28 protein-coding genes are annotated in these 26,783 nt (G+C 67.1%); 13 read left to right on the forward strand and 15 right to left on the reverse strand.

The genetic code is table 11. From position 1 onward, the window contains the following. Positions 1-15: 15 nt before the first annotated feature. Genes xdhC through uraH form a run of 4 tightly spaced genes read right to left on the reverse strand, consistent with a single transcriptional unit; the run spans position 16 to position 5,199 of the window. Positions 16-1,026: a xanthine dehydrogenase accessory protein XdhC gene (gene xdhC, locus WFK98_RS08390; RefSeq protein WP_336799904.1), complete on the reverse strand. Its 1,011-nt coding sequence runs from the start codon at positions 1,024-1,026 to the stop codon at positions 16-18. Between the two features lie 18 nt (positions 1,027-1,044). Continuing rightward, positions 1,045-3,369 carry a xanthine dehydrogenase molybdopterin binding subunit gene (xdhB, locus tag WFK98_RS08395; RefSeq protein WP_442907389.1) on the reverse strand — a complete coding sequence of 775 codons (2,325 nt, stop codon included), beginning with the start codon at positions 3,367-3,369 and terminating at the stop codon, positions 1,045-1,047. Next, entirely contained in the window at positions 3,356-4,840 is a 1,485-nt protein-coding gene (gene xdhA / locus WFK98_RS08400; protein ID WP_336799905.1) for a xanthine dehydrogenase small subunit, read from the reverse strand. Before xdhA ends, xdhB begins: the two co-directional genes overlap by 14 nt. Positions 4,841-4,848: 8 nt before the next feature. Further along, positions 4,849-5,199 carry a hydroxyisourate hydrolase gene (gene uraH, locus WFK98_RS08405; protein WP_336799906.1) on the reverse strand — a complete coding sequence of 117 codons (351 nt, stop codon included), beginning with the start codon at positions 5,197-5,199 and terminating at the stop codon, positions 4,849-4,851. A 252-nt stretch (positions 5,200-5,451) separates the two neighbouring features. Between uraH and WFK98_RS08410 the strand changes: the two genes are divergently transcribed. Further along, the gene (locus WFK98_RS08410; protein ID WP_266337560.1) at positions 5,452-6,408 is read left to right on the forward strand and encodes a LysR family transcriptional regulator; all 957 of its coding nucleotides are present in this window, start codon (positions 5,452-5,454) and stop codon (positions 6,406-6,408) included. 1 nt (position 6,409) lies between these two features. Here the strand turns inward: WFK98_RS08410 and WFK98_RS08415 are convergent, their stop codons facing one another. The 4 genes from WFK98_RS08415 to WFK98_RS08430 all read right to left on the reverse strand — a co-directional run bounded on the left by WFK98_RS08415 (position 6,410) and on the right by WFK98_RS08430 (position 10,323). After that, entirely contained in the window at positions 6,410-7,402 is a 993-nt protein-coding gene (locus tag WFK98_RS08415) for a quinone oxidoreductase family protein (RefSeq protein ID WP_336799907.1), read from the reverse strand. 79 nt (positions 7,403-7,481) lie between these two features. Beyond that, on the reverse strand, positions 7,482-8,687 hold the full coding sequence (locus WFK98_RS08420) for an MFS transporter (protein WP_336799908.1): 1,206 nt from the start codon (positions 8,685-8,687) through the stop codon (positions 7,482-7,484). Positions 8,688-8,886: 199 nt separating this feature from the next. Continuing rightward, positions 8,887-9,606 carry a TerC family protein gene (locus WFK98_RS08425; protein WP_266337563.1) on the reverse strand — a complete coding sequence of 240 codons (720 nt, stop codon included), beginning with the start codon at positions 9,604-9,606 and terminating at the stop codon, positions 8,887-8,889. Positions 9,607-9,621: 15 nt separating this feature from the next. Continuing rightward, complete coding sequence (locus WFK98_RS08430; RefSeq protein WP_266337564.1) at positions 9,622-10,323, reverse strand: CDP-alcohol phosphatidyltransferase family protein; 702 nt, start codon at positions 10,321-10,323, stop codon at positions 9,622-9,624. A gap of 192 nt (positions 10,324-10,515) precedes the next feature. On the opposite strand from WFK98_RS08430, the gene WFK98_RS08435 reads away from it, so the two are divergent. From WFK98_RS08435 to hspQ, 4 genes are all read left to right on the forward strand, one after another. Beyond that, on the forward strand, positions 10,516-10,953 hold the full coding sequence (locus tag WFK98_RS08435) for a YeeE/YedE family protein (RefSeq protein ID WP_336799909.1): 438 nt from the start codon (positions 10,516-10,518) through the stop codon (positions 10,951-10,953). 2 nt (positions 10,954-10,955) lie between these two features. Continuing rightward, the gene (locus WFK98_RS08440) at positions 10,956-11,426 is read left to right on the forward strand and encodes a YeeE/YedE family protein (protein ID WP_336800322.1); all 471 of its coding nucleotides are present in this window, start codon (positions 10,956-10,958) and stop codon (positions 11,424-11,426) included. Next, positions 11,423-12,583, forward strand: coding sequence for a UbiH/UbiF family hydroxylase (locus WFK98_RS08445; RefSeq protein WP_336799910.1), 1,161 nt, complete (start codon positions 11,423-11,425; stop codon positions 12,581-12,583). Before WFK98_RS08440 ends, WFK98_RS08445 begins: the two co-directional genes overlap by 4 nt. 100 nt (positions 12,584-12,683) lie before the next feature. Next, a complete protein-coding gene (gene hspQ, locus WFK98_RS08450; RefSeq protein WP_266337567.1) occupies positions 12,684-13,016 on the forward strand; it encodes a heat shock protein HspQ in 333 nt (110 codons plus the stop codon). Between the two features lie 3 nt (positions 13,017-13,019). On the opposite strand, the gene WFK98_RS08455 is transcribed toward hspQ, so the two are convergent. From WFK98_RS08455 to WFK98_RS08485, 7 genes are read right to left on the reverse strand one after another with little or no spacing between them, the layout of a single operon-like run. Further along, on the reverse strand, positions 13,020-13,844 hold the full coding sequence (locus WFK98_RS08455; RefSeq protein ID WP_336799911.1) for a DeoR/GlpR family DNA-binding transcription regulator: 825 nt from the start codon (positions 13,842-13,844) through the stop codon (positions 13,020-13,022). Between the two features lie 13 nt (positions 13,845-13,857). Continuing rightward, the gene (locus WFK98_RS08460; RefSeq protein WP_336799912.1) at positions 13,858-14,808 is read right to left on the reverse strand and encodes an ROK family protein; all 951 of its coding nucleotides are present in this window, start codon (positions 14,806-14,808) and stop codon (positions 13,858-13,860) included. Next, a complete protein-coding gene (locus WFK98_RS08465; RefSeq protein WP_336799913.1) occupies positions 14,805-15,536 on the reverse strand; it encodes a ribulose-phosphate 3-epimerase in 732 nt (243 codons plus the stop codon). The genes WFK98_RS08460 and WFK98_RS08465 overlap by 4 nt, the downstream gene beginning before the upstream one ends. After that, positions 15,533-16,360 (reverse strand): alpha/beta fold hydrolase, encoded by an 828-nt coding sequence (locus WFK98_RS08470; RefSeq protein ID WP_336799914.1) that lies wholly within the window; start codon positions 16,358-16,360, stop codon positions 15,533-15,535. The genes WFK98_RS08465 and WFK98_RS08470 overlap by 4 nt, the downstream gene beginning before the upstream one ends. Beyond that, positions 16,357-17,181 (reverse strand): sugar phosphate isomerase/epimerase family protein, encoded by an 825-nt coding sequence (locus WFK98_RS08475; RefSeq protein ID WP_336799915.1) that lies wholly within the window; start codon positions 17,179-17,181, stop codon positions 16,357-16,359. The genes WFK98_RS08470 and WFK98_RS08475 overlap by 4 nt, the downstream gene beginning before the upstream one ends. Further along, on the reverse strand, positions 17,181-18,257 hold the full coding sequence (locus tag WFK98_RS08480; RefSeq protein ID WP_336799916.1) for a Gfo/Idh/MocA family protein: 1,077 nt from the start codon (positions 18,255-18,257) through the stop codon (positions 17,181-17,183). The genes WFK98_RS08475 and WFK98_RS08480 overlap by 1 nt, the downstream gene beginning before the upstream one ends. 18 nt (positions 18,258-18,275) lie before the next feature. After that, positions 18,276-19,085, reverse strand: coding sequence for a sugar phosphate isomerase/epimerase family protein (locus tag WFK98_RS08485; protein WP_336799917.1), 810 nt, complete (start codon positions 19,083-19,085; stop codon positions 18,276-18,278). Between the two features lie 164 nt (positions 19,086-19,249). Between WFK98_RS08485 and WFK98_RS08490 the strand changes: the two genes are divergently transcribed. The 8 genes from WFK98_RS08490 (at position 19,250) to WFK98_RS08525 (ending at position 26,778) form a co-directional block, all read left to right on the forward strand. After that, positions 19,250-20,386 carry a Gfo/Idh/MocA family protein gene (locus WFK98_RS08490; protein ID WP_336799918.1) on the forward strand — a complete coding sequence of 379 codons (1,137 nt, stop codon included), beginning with the start codon at positions 19,250-19,252 and terminating at the stop codon, positions 20,384-20,386. Positions 20,387-20,507: 121 nt separating this feature from the next. Further along, on the forward strand, positions 20,508-20,846 hold the full coding sequence (locus tag WFK98_RS08495; RefSeq protein ID WP_266337576.1) for a hypothetical protein: 339 nt from the start codon (positions 20,508-20,510) through the stop codon (positions 20,844-20,846). A gap of 119 nt (positions 20,847-20,965) precedes the next feature. Then, positions 20,966-21,988 carry an acyltransferase family protein gene (locus tag WFK98_RS08500; protein ID WP_266337577.1) on the forward strand — a complete coding sequence of 341 codons (1,023 nt, stop codon included), beginning with the start codon at positions 20,966-20,968 and terminating at the stop codon, positions 21,986-21,988. Between the two features lies 1 nt (position 21,989). Next, on the forward strand, positions 21,990-23,453 hold the full coding sequence (locus WFK98_RS08505; RefSeq protein ID WP_336799919.1) for a cryptochrome/photolyase family protein: 1,464 nt from the start codon (positions 21,990-21,992) through the stop codon (positions 23,451-23,453). A 117-nt stretch (positions 23,454-23,570) separates the two neighbouring features. Then, positions 23,571-24,611: a cysteine synthase A gene (locus WFK98_RS08510; RefSeq protein ID WP_336799920.1), complete on the forward strand. Its 1,041-nt coding sequence runs from the start codon at positions 23,571-23,573 to the stop codon at positions 24,609-24,611. After that, positions 24,611-25,327: an alanyl-tRNA editing protein gene (locus WFK98_RS08515; protein ID WP_336799921.1), complete on the forward strand. Its 717-nt coding sequence runs from the start codon at positions 24,611-24,613 to the stop codon at positions 25,325-25,327. Before WFK98_RS08510 ends, WFK98_RS08515 begins: the two co-directional genes overlap by 1 nt. 36 nt (positions 25,328-25,363) lie before the next feature. After that, a complete protein-coding gene (gene sseA, locus WFK98_RS08520; protein WP_336799922.1) occupies positions 25,364-26,221 on the forward strand; it encodes a 3-mercaptopyruvate sulfurtransferase in 858 nt (285 codons plus the stop codon). Positions 26,222-26,235: 14 nt separating this feature from the next. Further along, positions 26,236-26,778 (forward strand): MOSC domain-containing protein, encoded by a 543-nt coding sequence (locus WFK98_RS08525; RefSeq protein WP_336799923.1) that lies wholly within the window; start codon positions 26,236-26,238, stop codon positions 26,776-26,778. The last annotated feature ends 5 nt before the right edge of the window (positions 26,779-26,783 follow it).

Genomic DNA, 26,783 nt, shown 5'->3' on the forward strand with positions numbered 1-26,783 from the left:
AGGATGACCTCCAACTCAGTGCCCCCCCATTGCCAGCGCCGACGGCTCGGCGGGCCCAGTCGTTCCATGCGCAAGCAGTTGTCGCATCGCTTCGTCGCGTACCAGTAGATCGGCGGCGACCGAGGCCGCAATAGCCGCGGGCAGCTTCGAGTGGATCCCGGCGACGCCGATCGGCGTCACCATGCGCTGGATGTCCTCCTTCGGGAGACCGGCGCGATCGAGCTGGTGCGTGAAGCGGGCGCGCTTGGTCTCGCTGCCGATCAGGCCGACATAGGCAAAGTGGTGTCCCTTCAAGGCCCTGGCGACGATGGCGAGGTCGAGCGAATGGCTGTGCGACATCACCAGGACGAAGCTGTCGGCCGGCGCGTCGTCGAGCGCCGCCGGCGTATCCTGCGGCTGCACGCAGCGCACGTTGGCGGGAACATGCTGTGGAAAGGCATCCGGCCGCGGATCGACCCAGACGACGCGGAACGGCAGCGGCGCCAGCGCCATGACGAGCGCGCGGCCGACATGGCCGGCGCCGAAGAGATAGAGGACGCGGCTGTCGTCGCCGAACCCCTCCACGATGACGCCGTGATCGACATGCGCGGAACCGATCGGGACGTGCAGCCCGGCGTCGATGCTCCGGTGCAGCTTGCCGTCCGACATCTGCGTGCCGCGGGTGCGGAACAGGCCGGCGGCCTCGGCCTCGGCCAGTTCCTGCACCTCCGCCCGGCGCGAGCGATCGAACACCTCCAGCGCCAGATCGACCCGTCCGCCGCAGCACTGCCCGAGCTCGGGCCCGAGCGCGACGCGCTGGGTCGCGTAGAAATGCGGGTTCGGCCGGGCCAGCGCCGCCTGCAGGTCGGCGATGACCCGCCATTCCAGCGTGCCGCCGCCGATCGTGCCGAAGAAGCTCGCGTCCGGCAGCACCACGATGCGGGCGCCCGCCTCCCGGGGGGCCGAGCCGCGCGTCTCCACGATGGTCGCCATGGCGGCCTTGCCCTGCCGATCGATCGCTTGGAGGAGACGCTGCCAGACCAACATGATGTTATCCTGCCATCATCAAGCTGCCGTCATGCCGCGAACCGCCCTCAGGATCGCTTCCGGCGTCGCCGGCGCGTCGAGCGCCGGCATGACGCCCGGTTTCAGGCTGGCGATCGCATTGGTGATCGCGCAGAAGACCGAGATGCCGAGCATCAGCGGCGGCTCGCCGACGGCCTTCGACTTGAAGATAGTGTCTTCGCGAGGTCCTTCCGACTGGAATAGTTCAACGCGGAAGTGTTCGGGAATATCCGAGGCCGCCGGAATCTTGTAGGTCGAGGGCGCGTGCGTGCGCAGGCGGCCCTGCTTGTCCCAGACCAGTTCCTCCGTCGTCAGCCAGCCCATGCCCTGCACGAAGCCGCCCTCGATCTGGCCGATGTCGATCGCCGGATTGAGCGACTTGCCGACATCATGCAGCACGTCGACCCTGTCGACCTTCATCTCGCCGGTCATCGTGTCGATGGTGACTTCCGAGCAGGATGCGCCATAGGCGAAGTAGAAGAACGGCCGGCCCTCCGCCTTGTCGCGATTCCAGGCGATCTTCGGCGTCTTGTAGAAGCCGGCGGCCGAGAGCTGCACGCGCTCGACATAGGCGGCGTTGGCGAGCTCGGCCAGGCTCATGACATGGTTGCCGATGATCACCTGGTTGTCGCGGAACGACACCTGGTTGCGGCGAACCTGCCACTTCTCCTCGATGAAGTTGTAGAGCCGGTCCTTGATGATGTTGCAGGCGTTGAGCGCCGCCATCGCGTTCAAATCGGTGCCGGACGAGGCGGCGGTCGGCGAGGTGTTCGGCACCTTGTCGGTCCGTGTCGCCGTGATCGCCACCTTGCCCATGTCGACGCCGAATTCCTCGGCGACGACCTGCGCCACCTTGAGGAAGAGGCCCTGCCCCATCTCAGTGCCGCCATGGTTCAGGTTGAGCGAGCCGTCGCGGTAGAGATGCAGCAGCGCGCCGGCCTGGTTCAGCATCATCAGCGTGAACGAGATGCCGAACTTCACCGGCGTCAGCGCCAGGCCCTTCTTCAGGATCCGGCTCTCGGCGTTGAAGGCAGTGATCGCCTCGCGCCGCGCCCAGTAGTCGGAGCTCGCCTCGAGCTGCGCCACCAGCGGCTGCAGCAGATTGTCCTCGACCTTCATGCCGTACGGCGTGTGGTCGCGATCGCCCTGGTAGAAGTTTGCCTTGCGGATCTCGAGCGGATCCTTGCCCAAAGTATAGGCGACGTGATCCATCATCCGCTCGGCGAAGGTCATGCCCTGCGGGCCGCCGAAGCCGCGGAACGCCGTGTTCGAGACGGTGTTGGTGCGCAGCCGCCGCGTCAGCACACGGCAGCTCGGATAGAAATACGAATTGTCGGAATGGAACATCGTCCGGTCGACAACGCCCATGGAAAGATCTTCCGAATGGCCGCAGCGCGCGTTGAGCGCGACATCGACCACCTCCAGCAGCCCTTCCGGGCTGGCGCCGACGCGGTAGTCGACGCGGAAATCATGCCGCTTGCCGGTCATGATCATGTCGTCGTCGCGGTCGAGCCGCATCTTGCAGGGGCGGCCGGTCTTCCAGGCGGCCAGGGCCGCCAGCACGGCCCATTGCGAGGCCTGGCTCTCCTTGCCGCCGAAGCCGCCGCCCATGCGGCGGATCTCGACCGTCACCGCGCTCGACGGCACATGCAGCGCATGGGCGACGAGATGCTGGACCTCGCTCGGATGCTGGGTCGACGAATAGACGAACATCTCGCCCGCCTCGCCCGGCACCGCCATGGCGATCTGGCCTTCGAGATAGAAATGCTCCTGCCCGCCGATGCGGAAGCTCGCCTCCAGCTTCAGCGGCGCGCCGGCGAGCGCTCCCTCGATGTCGCCCCGGCCGAAGGAATATTCGGGCAGCACCGTGTCGACGGCATCCGCCAGATCGATGACGGGCGGCTCGGCCACGGTGGTGAACTTCGCCTTCTTCGCCGCGCGGCGAGCGATGTCGCGGGTGTTCGCCACGACGACGAACACCACCTGGCCGTAGAAGCGGATCTCGTCGACGGCCAGCGCCGGATCGTCGCCGATCAGCTTGGGGCTGACGTCGTTCGCGCCCGGAATGTCATCTGCCGTCAGCACGGCGACGACGCCCGGAAAGGCCCGCACCGCTTCGAGGTCGAGGCCGGTGATGCGGCCGCGCGCGATCGGCGCATAGCCGGGCGCCAGATGCAGCGTTCCGGCGGGCTCCCGGATGTCGTCGATATAAGCGGCGGAACCGGTCACATGGCGCGGCGCGCTGTCATGCGGCAACGGCTTGCGGACGACGGCGAGATCGTCGGTGGCCGGCATGGCGGAGGCGCCCTTGTTATTCTGCAGCATGGACGATTGCCTCCCGCTGGCCGGTCAAACGGGTTCGCGAGCTCGGCGTTCCAGCCGCTTCGATCAGGGCCTTGCCGAGCAGCGCATGCGCCGTCTCGGCCCGGTAGCTGGCGCTCGCGCGATGGTCGTCGAGCGGCGTGAAATCCGCGCGCAGCGCGTCGAAAGCCTTGGCCCAGGCGGCGGTGTCGCGGATGCTGGCGCCATGCAGGGCCGTCTCCGCCCGCTTCGCCCGCTTCGGCGTCCCGGCCATGCCGCCATAGGCGATGCGGGCCTCCTGGATGCGCCCCTCGGCGTCGACGGTGAAGCGGAAGGCGCCCATGACGGCGGAAATGTCCTGGTCGAAGCGCTTCGTCACCTTGTAGCAGCGGAAGATCTGGTCCGACCGCAGTTTCGGCACCAGCAGCCCGGTGACGAATTCGCCGGAGGCGCGGTTCTGCTTGCCGTATTCGATGTAGAAATCCTCGACCGGCATGACGCGCGGCCGGTCTCCGCGACGCAGTTCCATCGAGGCGCCGAGCGCGATCAGCGCTGGCGGCGTGTCGCCGATCGGCGAGCCATTCGCGACATTGCCGCCCACCGTGCCGCTGGCGCGCACCTGTTTCGAGCCGATGCGGCGGAAGAGCTCGCCGAGATCCGGATCGATTGCCCGCATGAAGGGCTCGACCCTGGCATAGGTGGCGGCCGCGCCGATGAGGATCTCACGGCCGGTATCCTCGACGCCGTCAAGGCCCCGAACCCGGCCGATATGGATGATCTTCGGCAGGTCGCGCAGCTGCTTGGTGATCCAGAGCCCCACATCCGTCGCGCCGGCGACGATGGTCGCGTCGGGGTGCCGGGCATAGAGCGCTGCCAGCGCGTCGATAGAGGCGGGAGCGGCGAAGAAGCGCTTGTCGTCGCCGATGAAGATGTCGCTGTCGTCGGCGATGAAATTCAGGACGCCGGCGGTATCCTCGGTCGCCTTGCGGAATTTGTCGTCGCGAGGGCTCGCGCAGACCGAAAGCGCTGCCTCGACGATCGGCCGGTACCCGGTGCAGCGGCAGAGATTGCCGGCAATGGCGTTGTTGATCTCGTCGCGGCCGACGGCCCCGTCCGTGCCCTGGTAGAGGGAGAAGATGCTCATCACGAAGCCCGGCGTGCAGAATCCGCACTGCGAGCCGTGCTTCTCGACCATCGCCGCCTGGACGGGGTGGAGTTCCGTTTCCTCGGCCAGGTCCTCGACAGCCACGACCTCCGCGCCGTCGACCATGCCGAGCAGCTGGATGCAGGCGTTGACCGGCTCATAAACCACCTTGCCGTGGCGGGCGCGGCCGATGGCGACGGTGCAGGCGCCGCAGTCGCCCTCCCCGCAACCCTCCTTGGTTCCGGTCGCGCCTTCGGTGAGGCGCAGGTGATCGAGCAGCGTCGTCATCGGATCGACATTACCGACCTCGACGATCTTGCCGCGACGGAGAAAGCGGATGGTCTGGCGCATGGTTCGGCTCAGCTACCCCGATACGTCGAATAGCCATAGGGCGAGATCAGCAACGGCACATGATAGTGCTCGCTCACGGACGCGATACCGAAGCGGATCGGAATGACGTCGAGGAACAGACGCGACGGCAGGGCGCCGTTCGTGCCGCGAAGATAATCACCGGCGTGGAAGACGAGTTCATACTCCCCCTCCTCCAGTGCCGCGCCTTCGAGCAGAGGCCCGTCGACCCGGCCATCGGAATTGGTCGTCACCGACTTCAGAAGCTTCGCGTCCGCGCCGAGCCGATGCAGGTCGATCTTCAAACCCGCTGCGGGCCGGCCCGCGGCAGTATCCAGAACATGTGTGGTGAGGCGACCCATTTGCGGTCCGTTTCCAATTGCTTCTCAGGCGTCCGACCTTGGACGAAACATAGAGAGATGCCTAAGGTTTGATCAAATGGATTTTTTGATCAACTGGTGCATCTTAATGCGGCAAGGGACAGCTGCAATACCGTGACGGCAACGATCCCCCGCCATCATGCTAGAACGCCTCCAAGGTCCATGATACTGCCAGTTGGAGCGCATGGCGCTGCCGAAAAGGCAGCACCTCGGAGAAAGCGGGGCAAAAGCAGGATGGTCTCCGAGAGCAAGAACTCCCTCGCGCCCGCCAGTCTGGCGCGGCTGTTTCACACGCCTTCCCTGCTCTACTTCCTGACGGTGGCGGAGACGCTGTCGATGCGGGAGACAGCGCGCCGGATGAACGTGGCCTCTTCGGCCGTCGCCCGGCAGATCGGCCATCTGGAACAGACGCTGGAAATGCCGCTGTTCGTGCGCGAGGCGCGCCGGCTGCGGCTGACGCCGGCGGGTGAGATCCTGCTGCGCCACGCCAAGCAGCTGACCAGCCCGCTAGAGGCCGCCGTCTCGCAGTTGAGCCTGCTGGCCGGGCTGAAGACCGGCACGGTCCGCGTCGCCACCGTCGAGAGCGTCGGCCTGACGATCCTGCCCAGCATCATCGCCGACTTCAGCGCCCATTATCCCAACCTGCATGTCGATATCCGCATGGCGTCGGCGCAGGAGGCAATCGCCATGGTCGTCGATTCCGACGTCGACATCGGCTTCACCTTCCTGGCTGCGCAGCATCGCGGCATCGAGATCGCGGTTCGCCGCGACCTGCCGATCGGCGCCGTGATGCGGGCCGATCATCCGTTGGCGGGCGAGATGCGCCCGAGTTTCGCCACCTGCTTCGCCCACCCCTTCGCGGTGCCGCGCCAGGGACTTTCGATCCGCGAGATCCTTGAGCCTTTCCTCGACCAGGACGGCTCGCGCGGCCGCTCCTTCGTCGAGGTGAACTCGATCCGAATGCTGTTCGAACTGGCGAAGACCGGCCGCTACCTGTCGTTCATGACGCCGCTCGGCATCGAGCGCGAACTGGCGAGCGGCGAGGTCGTGTTCCGGCCGATCGCCGACAAGGGCCTGCCGCTCAACCGCTTCGGCATGGTGATCCGCAAGGGTGGCGACCTGCGCTTCGCCCCCGCCGCCTTCTTCAACCTCGCCAGCAGCCATTTCCGCGCCCGCGAGGGGCTCTATTGACCTACGGGATCAGAACGACCGAGCCGGTGGTGCGGCGGCCTTCGAGCGCACGCTGCGCCTCGGCGGCGTCCGCCAACCGGAAGGTCTGCGGCTCGGCGACGACGACCTTGCCCGACAGAATGACGTCGAAGAGATCCTTCGCCGATTCAACCAGTTCGCTGCGCTCGGCCACATAGCCGCCGAGTGACGGGCGGGTGGCGTAGAGCGAGCCCTTCTGGTTCAGGATGCCGATCGAGAACGGCGGTACGGCGCCGGACGCGTTACCGAAGGAAACCCACGTGCCGCGACGCTTGAGGCAGTCGAGCGAAGCGGGGAACGTGTCCTTGCCGACGGAGTCATAGACAACGTCGAGCTTGGCGCCGCCGGTGATCTCCAGCACGCGCTCGACGAAATTCTCCGTGCGGTAGTTGATGACGTGGTCGCAGCCGAGCCGGCGGGCGATCGCCGCCTTCTCTTCCGAGCCGACCGTGCCGATTACCCGCGCGCCGAGCGACTTTGCCCATTGCGTCGCGATCTGGCCGACGCCGCCGGCTGCGGCATGGAACAGGATCGTGTGCTCGGGGCCCACCCTGAAGGTTTCGCGCAGCAGGTAGCGCGCCGTCAGCCCCTTCAGGATCGAGGAGGCGGCGATGGTGTCGCTGATGCCATCCGGGATCGGGATCAGCCGCGCCGCCGGCGCGAGCCGGGCCTCGGCATAGGAACCCATCGGATCGGCATAGCCGACGCGGTCACCGGCCTTGAACTCGGTGACGCCCTCGCCAACCGCCTCGACCACGCCGACGCCCTCGCTGCCGGGTACGAAGGGAAAGGCGCCGGGCGCCGGATAGAGGCCGGTGCGGAAATAGGTGTCGACGAAATTGAGGCCGATCGCCGTATGCCGCAGGCGGACCTGGCCCGGCCCCGGGGCGCCGACGTCGATCCTGTCGAAGGAGAGTACCTCGGGACCGCCATGCGAGTGTACCCGGATGGCGTGTACCGCAATCGCTTCGACCATGACCCTATTCCATTTCTGCGCGCGTCCGGCCGGACGCCATCTCGGGGATCCGGCCGGGGCCGGTTCGTGCCGGCGGATGCTATACCGGTTCGTTCGCGGTGTCCCGGACGCCGTCCTTCGCCGCGACGGGCGTGCTGCCGGGCTTGCGCGGGCGCACCTCGCCGGAAAGCCACAGGCTCATGCCGGCGGCGAGCAGCAGCGTCGCCATGCCCAGCCGGTAGCCGCCGACCTGGGCGACGAAGCCGACCATCGGCGGCCCCAGCAGGAAGCCCGAAAACGACAGCAGCGACAGCGCAGCGACGTTAACGGCCGGCGGTCCCTCGCGCGAGGCGGCCGCGGTGACGGCGAGCGGGAAGACGATCGAGACGCCGAAGCCGGTTGCGGCCGCGCCGATGATCACCATGAACGGATCGACGGCGAGCACCATCACCAGCAGGCCTGCGAGCGCCACCGCGCAGCAGACGCGCGCCATCTTCACGGCGCCATAGCGCATCGACAGCCAGTCGCCGATCAGGCGGCCGAACGCCATCAACATGCTGAAGGCGGTCAGCGCGTAACCCGTCGTCGGCGGCTTCGATCCGAACACGTCGCGCAGATAGATGGCGCTCCAGTCGATGATGCCGCCTTCGACCAGCAGCATGCCGAAAGCGAACAGGCAGAGCAGCACGATCTTCGGCGAAGGCAGCACGAAGGCCGGGGTCTTCGCCTTGGGCGAGGCGTCCTCGGCGGTGTGGATCGGCGGCAGGCGCGAGGCGAGCGCCTCGCCGATCACGAACACCGAGATCACCACTACGATCATGTGGATGCCGGGCGACAGGCCATAGGTCGCGGCGAGCGATCCGGTGACACTGCCGCCCATCAGGCCGAAGCTCCAGAAGGCATGGCAGCGCGACATCACCGTGCGGCCGATCGCGCGGCCGATCCGGTCGGCGGTCACGTTGAGGGCGACCTCGAGCGGCCCCATGCCGAGGCCGACGAGCACCAGCGCCAGGAACAGCAGCGTCGGCGAGGTCGCGAAGCCGGGAAGCAGCAGCGGTCCGAGCAGCAGCGGGAAACCGATCTTGATCGCGCGGCGTGGCCCGAGCCACTCCACCACCGCGCCGGAGAACGCCATCGAGGTGACGAGGCCGATCGGCACGCCGAGCAGGCAGATCGCCAGCGTCGCCGGCTCCAGGCCCAGCTTGTGCTGGACGTCCGGAATGCGGATCAGCCAGTTCGACATGGAGCTGGAATAAAAGAAGAACAGCGCCATGATGAGGCGCGCGGACGCGAAGGAAAGGCCCATTTCGGACTCTGTCGTTGTTGGGTTGCGGACGCAGCCGAAGCCGCGTGGATGGATTGGCGCCATCCGGGCAAAAACGCCCGCCAGAAGGGGGAAATTCCTTGTACAGGCGCCCCCTGGCACGTGCAACCGATTCTAGAACCGATTCAATCTGCCGGATCCAGTCAAAACCAGAGATCCGGCCTTCGGTTCGCGCCCTGGTTCATGCCTTCTTGCGGTTGCGCTGCGCGACCACGTTCAGCACTTCCACGACCGTCGAGAACGCCATCGCCGCGTAGAGGTAGCTGCGCGGGATATGGAAGCCGATGCCGTCGGCGATCAGCGCCGCGCCGATCATCAGCAGGAAGGCCAGTGCCAGCATCTTGGTGGTCGGGTGGTGCTCGATGAAGTGCGAGATCGGGCCGGAGGCGATGTACATGATGATCATCGCCACGATGACGGCGGCGATCATGATCTCGAGATGCTCGGCCATGCCGATCGCGGTGATGATCGAATCGACCGAGAAGACGATGTCGATGACGATGATCTGGGCGACGATCGCGGCGAAGCCGGCCTTCAGCGCCCCGCCCGCCCCTTCGTCGTGACCTTCGACGCCCTTATGGATCTCGTGCGTCGCCTTGTAGACGAGGAACAGGCCGCCCGCGAGCAGGATCAGGTCGCGCCAGGAGAACGGGTGCTCGAACAGGGTGAAGACCGGCGTCGTCAGGCCGATCAGGTAGGAAAGCACCATCAGCAGCAGGACGCGGAACACCAGCGCCAGCGACAGGCCGATCTGGCGCGCCCGCTTCGCCTGTTCGGCCGGGAGCCGCGAGACGAGCACTGAGATGAACACAACATTGTCGATGCCGAGCACGATCTCCATGACGGAGAGCGTCAGGAAGCTGATCCATGCCGCCGGCTGAAACAGAAGGTCGACGTTCATCGGAGGGTTCGCTCCTCAGCTTCGGCGAGGCAGGCGGAAACGGGTCGCCTGGAGAACCGCGCCGATGATGGTCAGATAGACGGTGGTCAGCCCGAGGCCGGCCAGAACCAGTTGATTCGGCTTCAGTTCGGCCAGGACGGAAAGCAGCGAGAAGATCGACCAGGCGAGCGTCACCGTCAGCGTCAGCGGACGCAGCCGCTTGACCCGCACCGGATGCACGAACTCGACCGGCGAGAAAGTGAGCACCGCGAGCGCGACGATGACGATGACAGAGAACACCGGCGGCGGCGCGAACACCATCAGCACGAAGACGACCATGTTCCAGACCGCCGGGAACCCACGAAACCCGTATTCGCGCGTCTTCATCCGGGTGTCGGCGAAATAGAGCGCGCCGATGACCGCCACAAGGATGCCGGCCGGCGCCGCCAGCATCGGCGGCATGAGGTCCGAGCGGGCCAGGATCAGCGCGGGAATGAAGACATAGGTCGTGTAGTCGATCACCATGTCGAGGATGGCGCCGTCGAACCAGGGCACGCGTTCGCCGACACGGAAGCCGCGCGCCAGGGGGCCATCGACGCCGTCGACGAAGAGGGCCGCGCCGAGCCAGAGGAAGGTCTCCACCCACGCGCCACGCGCCACGGCGAGCGCTGCAAGCAGCGCGAAGGCGGCGCCGCTCGCCGTAAGCAGATGAACGGCCCAGGTCTTCGTCGTTGGCATAAGGATCCCCAGCTGCACTGGCCGCCGGCGAAGGTTGCGCGGCCGCATCCAGCGCCTTTGGCAGCTTTTACTGTCGATACGTGCTCCAACGCTGGCTGGCAATAGCCACTGCGGCGTCATGACCTGCGACATCTGACAGGATTGCCCGCCTCCTATCCCTCACCCACCATGACGGTATTGCAGGAGTACCGCATGATCGGCTTTTCGCCCATATCCGCCATAATCGGAGGCGCCTTGATCGGCGCGGCCGCCGGCCTGCTATGGATCGTCAATGGCCGTGTTGCCGGCATCTCGTCGATTTTCGGCTCGGCGCTGTCGCGCCGGCTCGAAGACCTGCCCTGGCGGCTGCTGTTCCTCGCCGGCTTGCCCATCGGAGCCGCCATCGGGCTTGCAGTCGCGCCGCGCCTGATTCCCGATGCGTCGGCCGCCATGCCCGCCCTCAATCTCGATCCGCTCGGCCTGGCGGCGTCGGGCCTGCTGGTCGGCGTCGGCACGGCTTTGGCGCGTGGCTGCACCTCGGGCCACGGCGTTTGCGGGCTGGCGCGGCTGTCGGTCCGCTCGATGGTCGCCGTCCTCGCCTTCATGGCGGCGGCGATCGTCACCGTCTTCATCGTGAGGCATGGCCTGTGACCATGCGCCCGGCCCTCTTCCGCCTCGGCGCGCTCGCGTCCGGCCTCTTGTTCGGCCTTGGCTTGGCGATTTCGGGCATGATCGATCCGTCCAAGGTGAAGGCGTTCCTCGACATCGCCGCGATCCCGACCGGGGGCTGGGACCCGAGCCTCGCCTTCGTGATGGCCTCGGCGGTACTGGTCAGCATGGCGGCGCTCAGGATCGCCCACCGCCATCGTCACCCGATCGCCGCCGCGACGTTCGCGACGCCGAGCGCCCGTCGTGTCGACGCGCCGCTGGTGCTCGGATCGATCCTGTTCGGCATCGGCTGGGGCCTGTCCGGCTTGTGCCCCGGCCCCGCCATCGCCAATATCGCCTTCGCGTTGCCCGACATCCTGATCTTCCTTGCCGCCATGGCGGTCGGGTCGCTGGCGGTTCGGCTGATCCGCGGGCGCCGCAATCCGGATGATGAAAAGACACAGGCCCAGCCATGACCGATGATCTCAGCGACGTAGCCGTAGTCGGCGGCGGCCCGGCCGGCCTCGTCGCCGCGCTGTTGGCGCGCAGCCATGGCGTTTCCGTGACCCTGGTCGCGCCGAAGACGCCGCCTCGCGACGAGCGCACGGTGGCGATGCTCGGCGCCTCGGTCGACATCCTGAAGCAGACCGGCATCTGGCCGGCGGTCGAATCGAAGGCTGCGCCTCTGCGCACCATGCGGATCGTCGATGCGACGCGCCGGCTGATCCGCGCGCCGCTGGTCGAATTCCACGCCTATGAGGTCGAGCGCGAGGCGTTCGGCTACAACATCCCGAACGCCGTGCTGATCGCCGCCCTCGACGAGGCCATCGACCAGGCCGGCATCGAGCGGGCGACGGGATTTGCCTCCGACATCCAGCCGGCGGACGACGCGGTCACAGTAGTGACGGCCGACGGCCGGGAGATTCGCAGCAAGCTGCTCGGCGCCGCCGATGGCCGCCGCTCCAAGGCGCGCGACGCAGCCGGCCTCACCGTACGCAGCTGGTCCTATCCGCAGGCGGCCCTGGTCGTGAACATCGCCCACAGCCGGCCGCATGACGACGTCTCGACCGAGTTCCATACCGAGACCGGCCCCTTCACCATCGTCCCGATGCCCGGCCTGCACTCCGCCATCGTCTGCGTCGAGAGCCCGGCCGAGGCCGAGCGGCTGTCGAAGCTCGACGACGAGGCACTTGCGGCCGAGTTCGAGCGGCGCTCGCGCTCGATCGTGGGCAAGATCACCATCGTCGGCAGCCGGCAGGTGTTCCCGCTCTCCGGCCAGACCGCCCGCCATTTCGCGGCGCGACGCATCGCACTGATCGGCGAGGCCGCGCACGTCTTCCCGCCGATCGGCGCCCAGGGGCTCAATCTCGGCCTGCGCGACGCGGCAGCCTTCGCCGCCGCGGTGGGCGACCATCGCGACGATCCCGGCAGCGCCGACGCGCTCGCCACCTATGACAAGGCCCGCGCCGGCGACATCCTGTCGAGGACGACGGCGGTCGATGCGCTGAACCGCACGCTCCTGACCGATTTCCTGCCCGTGCAGGCCATGCGCGGCATCGGGCTCTACGCCATCGACCGGCTGCCGAAGCTGAAGCGCCTCGTGATGCGCCAGGGGCTGACGCCGCATCTGTGAGGCGGCGGCGCGGCTTCGCTCAGCCGCCTAAATCGTTTCGGGAGGTTGACGTGGCCGGAACATCGTGGCTTCTGGCCAGCCCGAGACAATTGGATAGGCCATGGTTCAGCCGCGTACAGCCAAATTCCAGATCGGACAGATCGTCCGCCATCGTACCTTTCCGTTCCGGGGCGTGATTTTCGACGTCGATCCGGTCTTTTCCAACACCGAGGAATGGTGGGATGCCATCCCCGCCGACGCCAGGCCGTCGCGCGATCAGCCCTTCTATCACCTGCTCGCCGAGAACGCGGAAACCGAGTACGTCGCCTATGTCTCGGAGCAGAACCTGCTGATCGACAATTCGGACGAGCCGCTGCGCCATCCGCAGATCCCGGACTATTTTTCCGAGCGCCGCGGCGACGTCTATCTCACGCGGAACGGCGGCCTGAACTAGCGTTCACGGCCCGCAGACGATCACCTGCACCCCTGCCCGCTCCAGCGCCTCCGCCAGCTCCGGCGGCGGCTCGCCGTCCGTGACAAGGCACTGGATGTCGTCGAGCGGCGCGATGTTGGCGAAAGCCGTGATGCCGAACTTGCTGCGGTCGGCGACGACGATGGTGCGCGACGCCACGCCGATCATGCCGGCCGTATGCGCCGCCTCGTCGAGCTTGGTCATCGATATGCCGGACCCGGAAACGCCGGAGCATCCGATCACCGCCGTATCGGCATGGATGCCGGCCACCGCCGCGAAGCCGATGGCGCCGATCGTCACCTGATAGTTCGGCCAGTATGATCCGCCCAGGATGTGGATCGACTGGATGCTGCCCTCCGGCACGACGGCCGGCAGGCGCAGATTGTTGGTGACGATGGTGAGGCTGCGCCGCGCCCCGAGCGCGGCGGCGAAGAAGCAGATCGTCGAGCCGCCATTCAGGATCAGCGTTTCGTCGTCGCGGATGAGGGATGAGGCCGCCTGACCGATCCGGCGCTTGGCCTCAACATGCTCATCCATGCGCAGGCCCATGGTCGTGTCGACACGGACGAGGCGATCCTTCGTCACCGCGCCGCCATGGGTGCGCACCAGCAGCCCGCGCCGTTCCAGAAGATCGAGGTCACGGCGCACGGTATCGCGGGAGACTTCGAGCAGCGCCACGAGTTCCGCCGCCGTCGCCTGGCCGCGATCCTGCAGATATTGAAGCAGCCGGCTATGGCGCAGCGCCGGCAGCGCGCCGCCGCTGGCGTCGGGTTCGATCGTGACGGGCGGGTGGCTGTCGTCCTGGCTCATGGCGTCCCTTGTCTCAAGGCGATCCTTGGAGCATGAGGCTGGCGGCGCCGACAAGCCCCGCGTTGCGGCCAAGCGCTGCCGCCACCACCGGGACGTCGCGAAACGCCGACATCGCCCGCTCGCGGATCGTGCCCTCGATGCGAGCCTGCATCATCGGCAGCAGGCTGCCGACGCCGCCGCCGAGGATCAATCGTTCGGGCGAATAGAGATGCAGCAGGTTGGTCAGGCCGACGCCGAGCCAGCGCGCCTCGTCGTCCAGCAGCTTCAGTGCCGGGCTGTCACCCTGGCGGGCGGCCTCGGCGACGTGCCTGCCGGTCACCGGTTCGCTTCCCGCCAGCCGGCCGATTTCCGGCGCGCCGCCCGATTCCACCAGCTTGCTCGCCTCCCGCGCCAGAGCCGTGCCCGAGGCAAACGCCTCCCAGCAGCCGAGGCCACCGCAGGAGCAGCGCACCGGCTGCTCGGAGACCGCCATATGGCCGATCTCGCCGGCAAGGCCGCGACGGCCATGCAGGAGATGTCCGTCGACGATGACGCCGCCGCCGACGCCGGTCGAGACGGTAATGAACACCATCGACTGCGTGCCCTGCCCGGCGCCGAAGCGCCATTCGCCGAGCGCCGCCGCATTGGCGTCGTTCTCCAACTGGACGGCGAGGCCCAGACGCTCCGAAAGAATCGAGGTCAGCGGCACGTTGCGCCAGCCGAGCAGCGTCGGTGCATCGACGACGATGCCGGCGTCGGGATCGAGTGGTCCCGGTGCGCCGACGCCGAGACCGACGATCTCCGCCGCCGGCGCTTCGCTCCGCACCCGATCGAGCAACGCCACCATCTGGGCGATCACCGCATGCGGGCCGCCCTGCGCGTCGGTCGGCGTCGCGGCGAAGGCGGCGACATGGCCGGTCGCCTCGACGACGGCCGCGCGCAGTTCCGTGCCGCCGAGATCGATGGCAAGCGCCGCGCGTGTCATGCCGCCTGGCCCGGACCGGGGAGCGCGTGCAGCCAGGCCATGCGGGCGGCGAGGTCGGGATCGCCGAAGGCGAGCGAGCCCAGCACGACCGTCTCGGCGCTGGCGGCGCGCAGGCGCGGCACGGTGTTTTCGCGGATGCCGCCATCGGCGGCGAGGCGGACGGAATCCTCGAGGCCCGCTTCCTGCAGCATGGCGCGTACCGCCTCGAGGCGCGGGCAGGCTTCGTCGGAAAGCCCCTGCCCCTTCACGCCGATCGCGGTGCCGAGCAGCGTCACGAAGGCGAGCTTCGAAAGCCACGGCTTGACCGTTTCGACCGGCGTCTCGATGCGCAGCACCATGCCGGCCTCGACGCCGAGCTCGGCGATCAGCGCCAGCGCTTCCTCGGCGACGGCGGCATTCTCGACATGGATCGAGATCAGATCGGCGCCGGCCTCGGCGAACTGGCGGATCTGCGACAGCAGCACGTCGTCCGACGTCATCAGATGCACATGCAGCGGCCGGCTGGTCAGGCGGCGAATACGGGCGACGAGATCGGGGAAGAACAGCAGCGCCGGGGCAAAATGACCGTCGGCGACGTCGATGTGGTAGAGGTCGACATGCGCATCGATGCGGCGGATGTCGACCTCCATGTTGCAGAGATCGGCCGACCACAGCGAGAATTCGCCGAGCAGGCGGTTGCGCGGCAGGGCCTGGAGCCAGCCAGCGGCGGGCTTGTTGGAGGCGGTCATGCGGTCTTCTCCCGGAGAGGTTTTATCGTGCGCAGGAAGCTTTCGAGCTCGCTGCGGAATTCGGAGACATGGCGGGCCTTGTTGGTCGCCTTCGGCGCGATCTCGGCAAGGCGGGCGCCCGGTATGGTTTCGGCCAGGCGCTTGGCAAAAGCGAGCGGATGGACGGTATCGACTTCGTGCCCGATCACCAGCGTCGGCAGGTCGAGCGCCCTCGCCTCCGCCTCGGTGACGTCGGGTCCGTCGAGCGCGATGCCACCAAGGAGATCGGCCGTGACCGACGGCTCGGGACGATCGAAGAACTTCAGCAGCGAGGCGAGATTGTCCGGCGCGTCGACGGCAAGTTTACGGGCCAGCGGCGAGGCGGCGAAGGCCGTCTTGGCCTGTTCCGGCGGAGCGCGGCGCAGATGCTCCGCCACCAGCGCATAGGGGCGCATGTTTTCCGGCGCCGCATCGAACAGCCAGGCGGGGCGGGCCAGCACAAGGCCGGCGACGCGGTCGGGGTTCCGATGGGCGATGTGCAGCGCGATCGCGGCCCCCATCGATATGCCGCCCATGACGAAGCGATCGATGCCGCGGGCGTCGCAGACGGCGAGAATGTCGGCGGCGAACATGGCGATCGAGAACGGCCGGATGCTGCCGGGCTGCGACTGTCCCTGCGCGCGGCATTCGACCGTCAGCCGGCGATATGCCGGGCCATCGGGAAAATTCTCCACGACCTGGCCGTTGTCGCCGCCGAGTCCGTGCTGGAACACCACCGGCAGGCCGATGCCGCTATCGAAGACGCTGAGTTCTGCGTCGTCGCGCCGGAAGCTCGAACGGGTCATGGCCGCAGCAGGCCCGCGAGATAGCGGGCGACGCCGGGCGCCTCCTCGGCCGAAAGGCCGTGCGTCACCACCGAGCCGTCGAATCCCACCACTTCCAGTCGCCCGAAAAAGTCCGGGAAATCGACGACGCCGGTTCCGGCGGTGGCAAAGCTGCCGTCGGGATTACGATCCTTCGCATGCGCCATGGCGATGCGGCCGGCGAGCAAGTCCAGCGCCCCGGCAACGATCGTCCGCGCCGTGTCGCGATCGGCGATCTCGAACAGATTGGCGGGATCGAGCACGAAGCGGATCCGCGCCGAGCCAATCGCCTCGACCAGCCGGATGCCGTCCTCGGCGGAGGTCACGACATTCGCCTGTTCCGGCTCGATGCCGAGATCGACGCCGGCGGCTTCCGCCAGCGCCACCGCCTTGGCCATCTCGGCCAGGAGATCAGCCCAGGCCTCCGGCGTCGCGTTGTCCGGGTGATGCGCCCACTGGTCGTCGGGATCGCGCGTGCCGGTGCAGAGCGTCACCAGCGGGATGCCGAGTTCCCTCGCCGCATCGAGCAGGACGCCGAGCCGGCGCAGCCCCGTCTCGCGAACGGCGATGTCCGGGTGGATCATGTTGTAGGTGCCGGAGAGCGCGACCAGCTCGACGCCGGTCGCGGCGACGGCATCGAGGATCGCGGCGATCGTCTCGGCCGGGATCTGGTCCGGCATCGCCGGCAATCCGGCGCAGGCCATGTTGAACTGCGCGGAGTCGTAGCCGGCCTCCCTGACGGCGGCCAGCACGGTTAACGGGTCGTTACCGGAAAATGTCTTCGCGAAGATGCCGAGGCGCATCAGACCGCCCCCTGCATGTCGGCGACGCGGACCGCCCTGCCGGTCCGGGCCGACTCGGCGATCGCCGCCATGGCGCGAACGGAGGCGAGGCCATCATCGATGTTGGCGCCGCGCTGCGGAACGCCGTTCAGGATGGTGTCGGCGAAGCCTTCGAGCTGGCGGCGGAAGAAGTGGCCGTCTGCGCCGAGCGGACGATGATAGGTCGCATCCTTCTCCGAGAAGATCTCGACGTCGCTCGATTTGAAATACCAGGGATTGTAGGTCTTGGCGACGATGCTGCCGTTCTCGCCATAGAGCTGGAAGCCCTCGAACCAGTCCATTCTTACGGCCACGGTCAGGTCGAGATGGCCGAGCACGCCATTGGCGAAGCCGGTCTCGACGAACCAGCTATAGGCACCGAAACGCTCCAGGAGGCGCGCCCGGACCTCGGTGATCTCGCCGCACAGGAAACGCGCGGTATCCACCAGATGGCTGCCATGCGCGAGCATGAAGTAGCGCCGGAGGTCCGCCTTCGGGTTCTCGCTCGGCTTTTTCGCCAGCTTGCTGGTGATCGGCAGTGGCTGGACGGCATCCGTCATCGTGTAGCGATGCGTGCTATCGCAATACCAGGCCTTGAGCGAAAGCTGCTGGCCCATCTCGGTCTTGATGAACGCCTCCGCCGCCTCGAGGCCCGGATCGAAGCGCTTCATGTGGCCGACCTGTAGCGTCAGCCCGGTGCGGTCGACGACCTTCTTCAGGGCCTCGACTTCCTCGACGTTGACGCCGAGCGGCTTCTCGCAAAGCACATGCTTGCCGGCTTCGATCGCCCGGATCGCCATCGGCACATGGAAGCTGTCGGAGATCGCGACGACGACGGCCTCGACCTCGGGATCGGCCAGCATGGCGTCGTAGTCGGCGTAGGCCTTGGTCGGCTCATAGGTCGCCGCCATCCGCGCCAGCAGGTCCGGCGCCGCGTCGCAGATCGCGTAGAGATCGGCGTTGCGGGCCTTCACCGAGGATTCGAGATGCGCGAACTGAGCGATCGGGCCACAGCCGAGCACGCCAACCCGCAGCCTGCGCGCTTCCTTCTTCAGCATGGAATATCCTTGTCGTTGTCAGGCGAGGAGCTGTCGCATCGTCTCGCGGTTGGTGCGGACACCCTTGGCCGGATCGGCGGCGGCGATGTCCGATTCTTCTTCGAGCACGAGCCAGCCGTTGAAGTTCGGGCTCGCCGCGACAATGTCGACAACCGCGCGCGTGTCGCAGATGCCGGAACCCAACATCTGCCAGTCCCCGGCCGCGTCGACATCCTTCAGGTGCAGGTAGCGGATGCGGTCGCGATAGGTCGAAAGCGTGTCGAGGATATCCATGCCGCCGCGGAGGATATGACCAGTATCGGGCACCCAGCCGAGCAATGCCGGGTCGGTCAGGCCGAAGAGCCGGTCATAGTCGGCGCGACTGAACAGCAGCGTGTTGTGGTGCGAACTCGGATGCACGGCGACCGGCACGCCCGTCTTCTGGCCCAGTTCGCCGGCGCCGTTGTAGAGCGCCGCCGCGGCGGCGAACTTGCCGTCGAGATCGCCCGGCGACACGACGGTGGCGCTGCCGAGCGACAGCACGGCGCCGGGAAACGCAGCAACGAAATCGAGAGTGCGATCGATCATGGCCAGATCGCTCTCCAGCCGGGCCGGCTCCGTATAGCCGCTGCCGCTCGCGCAGGCGAAGGCGGCCAGTTCCAGCCCTCTCGCCGCCAGCGCCCGGCCGAAAGCCTCCGGCTTGCCGGCATAGTCGCCGATCATCGTGTCGGTGATCTCGATGCCGGAATAGCCCGCCGCCGCGATGGCATCGAACAGGTCGTCCGGGCCGCCCTTCCAGCGGTCCCCCAGCATTTCCCACGTGTAGGTCTGGCAGCCGATCTGCAGCATGATGAGCGGGTTCCGGGTTCCGGGTGGCGACGTCGCATTTTCGTTCAAATCATGCTTGCTGTTTTATGCGCGCCGGTCAAGCATGATGACGCACGAATGCGCATCGATGCGCAGCGCGCCGTTCGAGGAGGACTGGCGTGACGTCAGAGGCGGGGAGACACTGAATGAAACGATTGGGAATTGGCGTGATCGGCTGCGGCAACATCGCCAGCACCTATCTGCGCAATGCGGCGCTGTTTCCGGGCGTGGAACTGCGCGCGTGCGCCGACATGCAGCCGGAGGCGGCGCAGAGACGCGCGCGCGAATTCGGCATCCAGGCCCTCGGCGTCGACGCGCTTCTTGCCGCCGACGATGTCGATCTCGTGCTGAATCTGACGGTCCCGAACGCCCATTTCGACATCTCGATGGCCGCCCTCTCCGCCGGCAAACACGTCTTCACCGAGAAGCCACTGGCCGCCACGGCCGCAGAGGGCCGCAAGCTCGTGGCCGAAGCGAAGCAGCGGAATCTCGCCATCGGCTCGGCACCCGATACCTTCCTTGGCGCGGCAGGCCGGCTGGCGCGACGACTGATGGATGAGGGCGCCATCGGCCGGGTCGTCGCCGGCACGGCCTTCATGATGGGCCGCGGCATGGAGCACTGGCATCCGGCACCACAATTCTATTACCAGCCGGGCGGCGGGCCCGTCCTCGACATGGGGCCCTACTACGTCACCATGCTGGTCAATCTTCTCGGACCGGCGAAGCGGGTGATGGCGCTTAGCACGATCGGACAGGCCGAGCGGCTCATCACGGCGCCCGGCCCGAACCATGGCACGGCTTTCCCGGTCGGCACGCCGACAACGATCATGGCGCTGATCGAATTCGTCTCCGGTGCGAGCGTGACGCTGGGCATGAGCTGGGATGTCTTCCGGCACGGCAATCATCCGATCGAGCTGCACGGCACGGAGGGATCCCTGCGCCTGCCCGATCCTGACACCTTCGGGGGCACGGTTGCGCTCAGCCGACTCGGCGAGGCCTGGGAGGAGCTGTCGACGGCGGAGACGCTGAACGGTCGCATCAACTGGCCCTATGACGCGCCGGACCGCGCCAATTATCGCATGCTGGGCGTCGCCGATCTCGCCCGCTCCCTCGACGGCGGAACGCCTGCGCGCGCCTCCGGCGATCTGGCGCTGCATGTGCTGGAGGTTCTGGAGGGCATCCTTCAGGCCGGCGCATCGGGTTCGGCTGTGACACTGCCCGAATGCGAGGTGCGGCCGGCGAGCCTCACGGAAGCCGAGGCGGCGGAACTGCAGGCTGGCTGACTTTTGCCCGCACTCCGTGCATTTGCCGTTAGCCATTCCATCAAAGCGCGATGCAAAGCGGCGGACGGCGATCTATATTGGTTCGCAACCGCTTATTCGGCTTCGGCGACAGGAGACCATGATGAGACGCTTTTCCCTGGCAGCGCTTGCCCTCGTTGCCGGCGTGACCGCCGCCAGCGCGCAGACGGAGGCGATCGCGCCCGTTGATTCCGCCCAGTTCCGCAAGCTTTCCTGCGACCAGATCGCCGCCCGCATCCAGGCGCTGAACATTCCGATCTCCAGCAACAACAACAGCTGGGACGAGCTTCGCCGCAACCCGACGCTGCAGTTCGTCCTGCTCGGCATCCGGACGCCTAACCCGACCTATGATGATTTCATGGCGCATGCGCGCGGCGAACGGATCGCGCTGATCGAGGTCGCCGTAGCCAAGAACTGCGCTGCCCAGCGCGGCATCCGGTAGCGCCTCACGACAACCTGTCGGGATCAGGAAAGGCGGCGGCTTCCCTCCGCCGCCTTTCGTTCGCGGGCATCGGTTCCCGCATGAAGCCATGCTCGCAACGATAACGGGGTTGGGGATCAATGTCGGGGCACGCCCGGATCGATTGGGTCGACTATGCCAAGGGCTTCTGCATCGTCATGGTGGTGATGATGCATTCGACGCTTGGGGTCGAAAAAGCCGCCGGGGCAGAAAGCTGGCTTGGCCATCTCGTTGCTTTCGCGCGCCCGTTCCGCATGCCGGACTTCTTCCTGATCTCGGGCCTGTTCCTCGCCCGCGTCATCGATCGCGACTGGCGCACCTACGCCGACCGCAAGATCATCCATTTCGCCTATTTCTACGTCCTTTGGCTGGTAATCCAGTTCGCCTTCAAGGCGCCTGGCATGGCGGCCGAGGACGGCGTCGGGGCCGCGCTCGGACAATTCCTGCTCGCCTTCATCGAGCCGTTCGGCACGCTGTGGTTCATCTACCTGCTGCCGATCTTCTTCGCCGTGACCAAGCTGCTGCGCGGTGTGCCGCCCTGGATCGTGCTGGTCGCGGCGGCGGCGCTCGAGATCGCGCCGATCCATACGGGATGGACCATCCCCGACGAGTTCGCGTCGCGCTTCGTCTATTTCTATGCCGGCTATCTATTCGCGCCGCAGGTGTTTCGTCTGGCGGCCGCTGTCATCGCCCAGCCGGGCCTCGCGATTCTCGGCCTGGTCGCCTGGGCGATGATCAACGGCTACGCCGTTTTCGCCGGCGTGTCTGAGATGCCCTTCATCGGCCTTTGCCTCGGAATTCTCGGCGCCTGCGCCGTCGTCGCCTTTTCGGCTCTGCTCTCGAAGGCCGACCTGATGGCGCCGTTGCGCTATTGCGGCGAGCATTCGATCGTCATCTACCTCGCCTTCTTCCTTCCCATGGCGGCGACGCGCGTCCTGCTGCTGCGCACAGGAATCATCCCGGATCTTGGCACCGTCTCGCTGATCGTCACCGCCGTTGGCGTCGTCGTACCGATCCTTCTCTATTGGGTCGTGCGCGACACGCGCCTGCGCTTCCTGTTCGAGCGGCCCGCCTGGGCGCGCATCGACCGCGTGAAGACACCGAAATTCGCGCCGGCTGAATAGGATGGCCTCGCTCGGAAAGCCCACCATCGTCTGGCTGCGCGACGACCTCCGCCTCGCCGACAATCCGGCGCTGACTGCCGGAGCGCGCATCGGTGCACCGTTGGTCGTCGTCTATGTTCTAGACGAGATGAGCGAGGGCATTCGCCGGCTCGGCGGCGCTTCCAAATGGTGGCTGCACGGATCGCTCGATGCCTCGGGCAAGGCGCTGGCGAAGCACGGCCAGAGGCTGGTGCTGCGGCACGGACCGGCGCAGGACGTCCTGCTCAAGCTGGCCGGTGAACTCGGCGCCGGTCACGTGTTCTGGAACCGGCGCTATGGCGGCGGCGAACGCGCCGTCGATGCGGCCATCAAGGCCGGGCTGAAAGACAGGGGGATCGCGGTCGAGAGCTTCCAGGCCAACCTGCTCTGCGAGCCCTGGACCATCCGCACCAAGGCCGATCAGCCGTTTCGCGTCTTCACGCCGTTCTGGAACGCCTGCCGGGCGCAGATGCCGCCACGGGAGCCCCTGCCCGCGCCAGATGAATTGCCCTCGCCGGTCGATGGCGTGGCGTCCGACAGCCTCGCCGACTGGAAGCTGCTGCCGACCCGGCCGGACTGGGCCGGCGGCCTGCGCGACAGCTGGACGCCGGGCGAGGATGGCGCTCAGGCGCGGTTTCAGGCCTTTCGCGCGGAAAAGCTGAAGGACTATGCGGCGCATCGCGACGAACCGGCCGCCGACGTCTCATCAAGACTGTCGCCGCATCTGCGCTTCGGCGAGATCAGCCCGTTCCAGCTCTGGCACGGCGTTTCACCGGAAGGTCTCGGCGATGGGACAAAGATCAGCCAGGCCAATGTCGACAAGTTCCTGTCGGAGATCGGCTGGCGCGAATTCTCGTGGCACCTGCTGTTCCACCAGCCCGATCTCGCGATGCGGAATTTCCAGCCGCGCTTCGACGCCTTTCCGTGGCCCGCCGTCAACGAGGCCGCGCTGGTCGCGTGGCGAAAGGGCCGGACCGGTATCCCGATCGTCGATGCCGGCATGCGGGAGCTCTGGAAGACCGGCTTCATGCACAATCGTGTGCGGATGATCGTCGCCTCGTTCCTGATCAAGAACTTGATGGTCGACTGGCGCATCGGCGAAGCGTGGTTTTGGGACACGCTGGTCGATGCGGATGCCGCGAACAATCCGGCGAGCTGGCAATGGGTCGCCGGTTCTGGCGCCGACGCGGCTCCTTACTTCCGCGTTTTCAACCCGGTTCTGCAGGGCGAAAAATTCGATGCGGCCGGAGACTATGTCCGCCGCTTCGTCCCGGAACTGGCGGATGTCCCCGCCAAGCAGATCCATGCCGCCTGGAAGGCTGGCGGTGTCCCCGGATATCCCGGGCCGATTGTAGATCTCGGTGCTACGCGCGAGAGGGCTTTGCGTGCCTTTCAGCAGATGCGCGAGGATGATTTGGATTCGTCTTCCGGATTTGACGATGATTGAAGCATGATATTTCGCGCGCATGGAAGCTGCCGGGGAATGGTGCTTTGCCCGGCGGGCCTGCTTGAAGCCAGTCTGTGGGCCCGCTAGCCTCCCCGCCTCTCGTACAAGAAAGCAATCATGGCCGTCCTCCCCTCCGTCATCGAAGCCATCGGCAACACGCCCCTGATCCGCCTGCGTCGTGCATCCGAGGAGACGGGCTGCGAGATCCTCGGCAAGGCAGAATTCCTGAATCCCGGTCAGTCGGTGAAGGACCGCGCCGCGCTGTTCATCATTCGCGACGCGATCGCCAAGGGTCAGCTACGGCCGGGCGGCACGATCGTCGAGGGCACGGCGGGCAACACGGGAATCGGCCTGGCGCTCGTCGCGAGCGCGCTCGGCTTCAAGACGGTCATCGTGATTCCCGAGACGCAGTCGCAGGAAAAGAAGGATGCGCTGCGCCTCGCCGGCGCCGAGCTGATCGAAGTGCCGGCCGTCCCCTACAAGGATCCGAACAACTACGTGAAGCTTTCCGGCCGGCTCGCCGAGCAGCTGGCCGAGACCGAGCCGAACGGCGCGATCTGGGCCAACCAGTTCGACAATGTCGCCAACCGCCAGGCCCATATCGAGACGACCGGCCCCGAGATCTGGGCGCAGACCGAAGGCAGGATCGACGGCTTCGTCTCGGCGGTCGGCTCCGGCGGCACGCTCGCCGGCATCGGCATCGCGCTGAAGGGCTACAATCCCAGCATCCAAGTCGCCCTCGCCGATCCGCTCGGCGCCTCGCTGTTCAGCTATTACACGACCGGCGTGCTGAAGGCAGAGGGATCGTCGATCACCGAGGGCATCGGCCAGGGGCGCATCACGGCCAATCTCGAAGGCGCGCCGGTCGACACCGCCTACCAGATCACCGACGCCGAGGCGCTCGACGTCGTGTTCGACCTCGCCGAGCATGAAGGCCTGGTCCTGGGTGGCTCGTCCGGCATCAACATCGCTGGCGCCATCCGCCTCGCCAGGACGCTCGGCCCCGGCCACACCATCGTGACGATCCTCTGCGATTACGGCACGCGCTATCAATCGAAGCTGTTCAACCCGGCTTTCCTGCGCGAAAAGGGACTGCCGGTCCCCGGCTGGCTCGAACGCCACTCCGACATTTCCGTCCCCTACGACAAGGCGCCGTAATGACCGAGACGACCCTGCTCTTCCGCGACGATGCCTATCTTTCGACCGCCGAGGCCAGGGTCATCGGCGTCAACGATCGCGGCGGCATCCTCCTCGACCGGTCGATCTTCTACGCTACCGGCGGCGGCCAGCCCGGCGATACCGGCACGCTGGAGCGTGAAGACGGCTCGATGATCAAGATCGCGACCACGGTCTATGGCGACAGCAAGAGCGAGATCGTGCATGTCCCGGCGGAGGGCTCCGCCCTCCCGGCGCCGGGCGAAACGCTGGTCCAGCACATCGACTGGACGACGCGGCACCGCCACATGCGCATCCACACCGGCCTGCATCTCCTGACGGTCGCCCTGCCGTTCCCGGTTTCGGGCGGCCGCATCGGCGCCGACGAAGGGCACCTCGACTTCGACATCGACGGCGCCGTGCCGGCGAAGGAGGCGATCGAGGAGAGGCTGAACGCGCTCGCCGCCGCCGACCATCCCGTTTCGACGGAGTGGATCACCGACGAGGAATTGCTGGCCAATCCGGGCCTCGTCAAGACGATGAGCGTCATGCCGCCGATGGGCAGCGGCCGGGTGCGCCTCGTTCGCATCGGTGACATCGATCTGCAACCTTGCGGCGGTACGCATGTGCAGTCGACTGCCGAGATCGGCCCGCTTGTCGTCGCCAAGATCGAGAACAAGGGCAAGCAGAACCGGCGCGTGCGCATCCGCTTCGCCTGACCGCGCCCGCTGGGTAACCGAGTATCGGAGATGGCCATGATCGACCGCGCCACCACTTTCGTTTCGACCGAATGGCTCGCCGAACGGCTCGGCGACCCGTCCATCGCCATCGTCGACGCCTCCTGGTACCTGCCGAACTCCAATCGCGACGCGGCGGCGGAATTCGGGGCCTCGCACATCCCCGGCGCGGTCTATTTCGACCTCGACAAGGTGGCCGACACCAGCTCCGGCCTGCCGCATATGCTGCCTTCGGCCGAGCAGTTCGGCGCGACGGTCGGCGATCTCGGCATTTCCGAGACCCAGACCATCGTCATCTATGACGGCGCGGGCCTGTTCCCGGCGCCCCGCGTCTGGTGGACGTTCCGCGTCATGGGCGCGAAGGATGTGCGCATCCTCGAAGGCGGCTTCCCGAAATGGACCGCCGAGGGACGTCCCGTCGAAGCGGGGGCGACGTCTCCGGCGCCGAAGGTGTTCCACGCCCGCCTCGACGCCGCCCAGGTTCGATCGATCGCCGACATGCGCCGGCTGGTCGCCGATCGCAGCGTCACCATCGTCGACGCCCGTCCCGGCGAGCGCTTCCGTGGCGAGCAGGCCGAACCGCGAGCGGGCCTGCGGTCCGGCCACATGCCGGGCAGCCGCAATGTGCCGTCGGGCTCCCTCGTCTCCAATGGCGCGCTGAAGAGCGGGCCCGAGATCGCGGCAGCGTTCGCCGCTGCCGGCGTCGATCCCGCGCGCCCCATCGTCACCAGTTGCGGCTCCGGCGTCACCGCCGCGATCCTCGCCCTGGCGCTCGGCACGATTGGCGCCGAGACGGTCGCGCTCTATGACGGCTCCTGGGCCGAATGGGGCGGCGCCGAAGAAGCCCCGGTCGTCACCGGTCCGGCAGAGCAGTAGCGGAGGAGCGAGCGATGGTGTCCCGCGTTGTCGCCGTCGCGCTCAGCCCCACCCACAGCTTCAGCAAGGCGCTGCAGTCCGAGATCCGCCTCATCGCGGGCATGGGGGTCGAGGGCGACGCGCATATGGGCGAGACGGTGAAGCATCGCTCGCGCGTCGCGCAGGACCCGACGCAGCCCAATCTGCGGCAGGTCCATCTCGTTCATGCGGAATTGCTCGACGAATTGCAGGCCGGCGGATTCGCGGTAGGTCCCGGGACGATCGGCGAGAACGTCACCACCCGCGACATCGACCTGCTCGGCCTGCCGCGCGGCGCACTGCTGCGTCTCGGTCCAGACGCCGTGGTCGAGGTGACGGGATTGCGCAATCCCTGCATACAGCTCGACCACTACCAAAAGGGCCTGACGTCCGCGACGCTGGACCGCGACGCGGACGGCAATCTCATCCGCAAGGCCGGCGTCATGGGGATCGTCAAGGCCGGCGGCGTGGTGCGGCCCGAAGACCGAATCCGCGTCGTCCTCCCCACCGGACCGCACCAGGCGCTCGAACGCGTCTGATCCCC

It is taken from the genome of Kaistia sp. MMO-174, from assembly GCF_037147815.1.
Taxonomy (GTDB): Bacteria; Pseudomonadota; Alphaproteobacteria; order Rhizobiales; family Kaistiaceae; genus Kaistia; species Kaistia nematophila.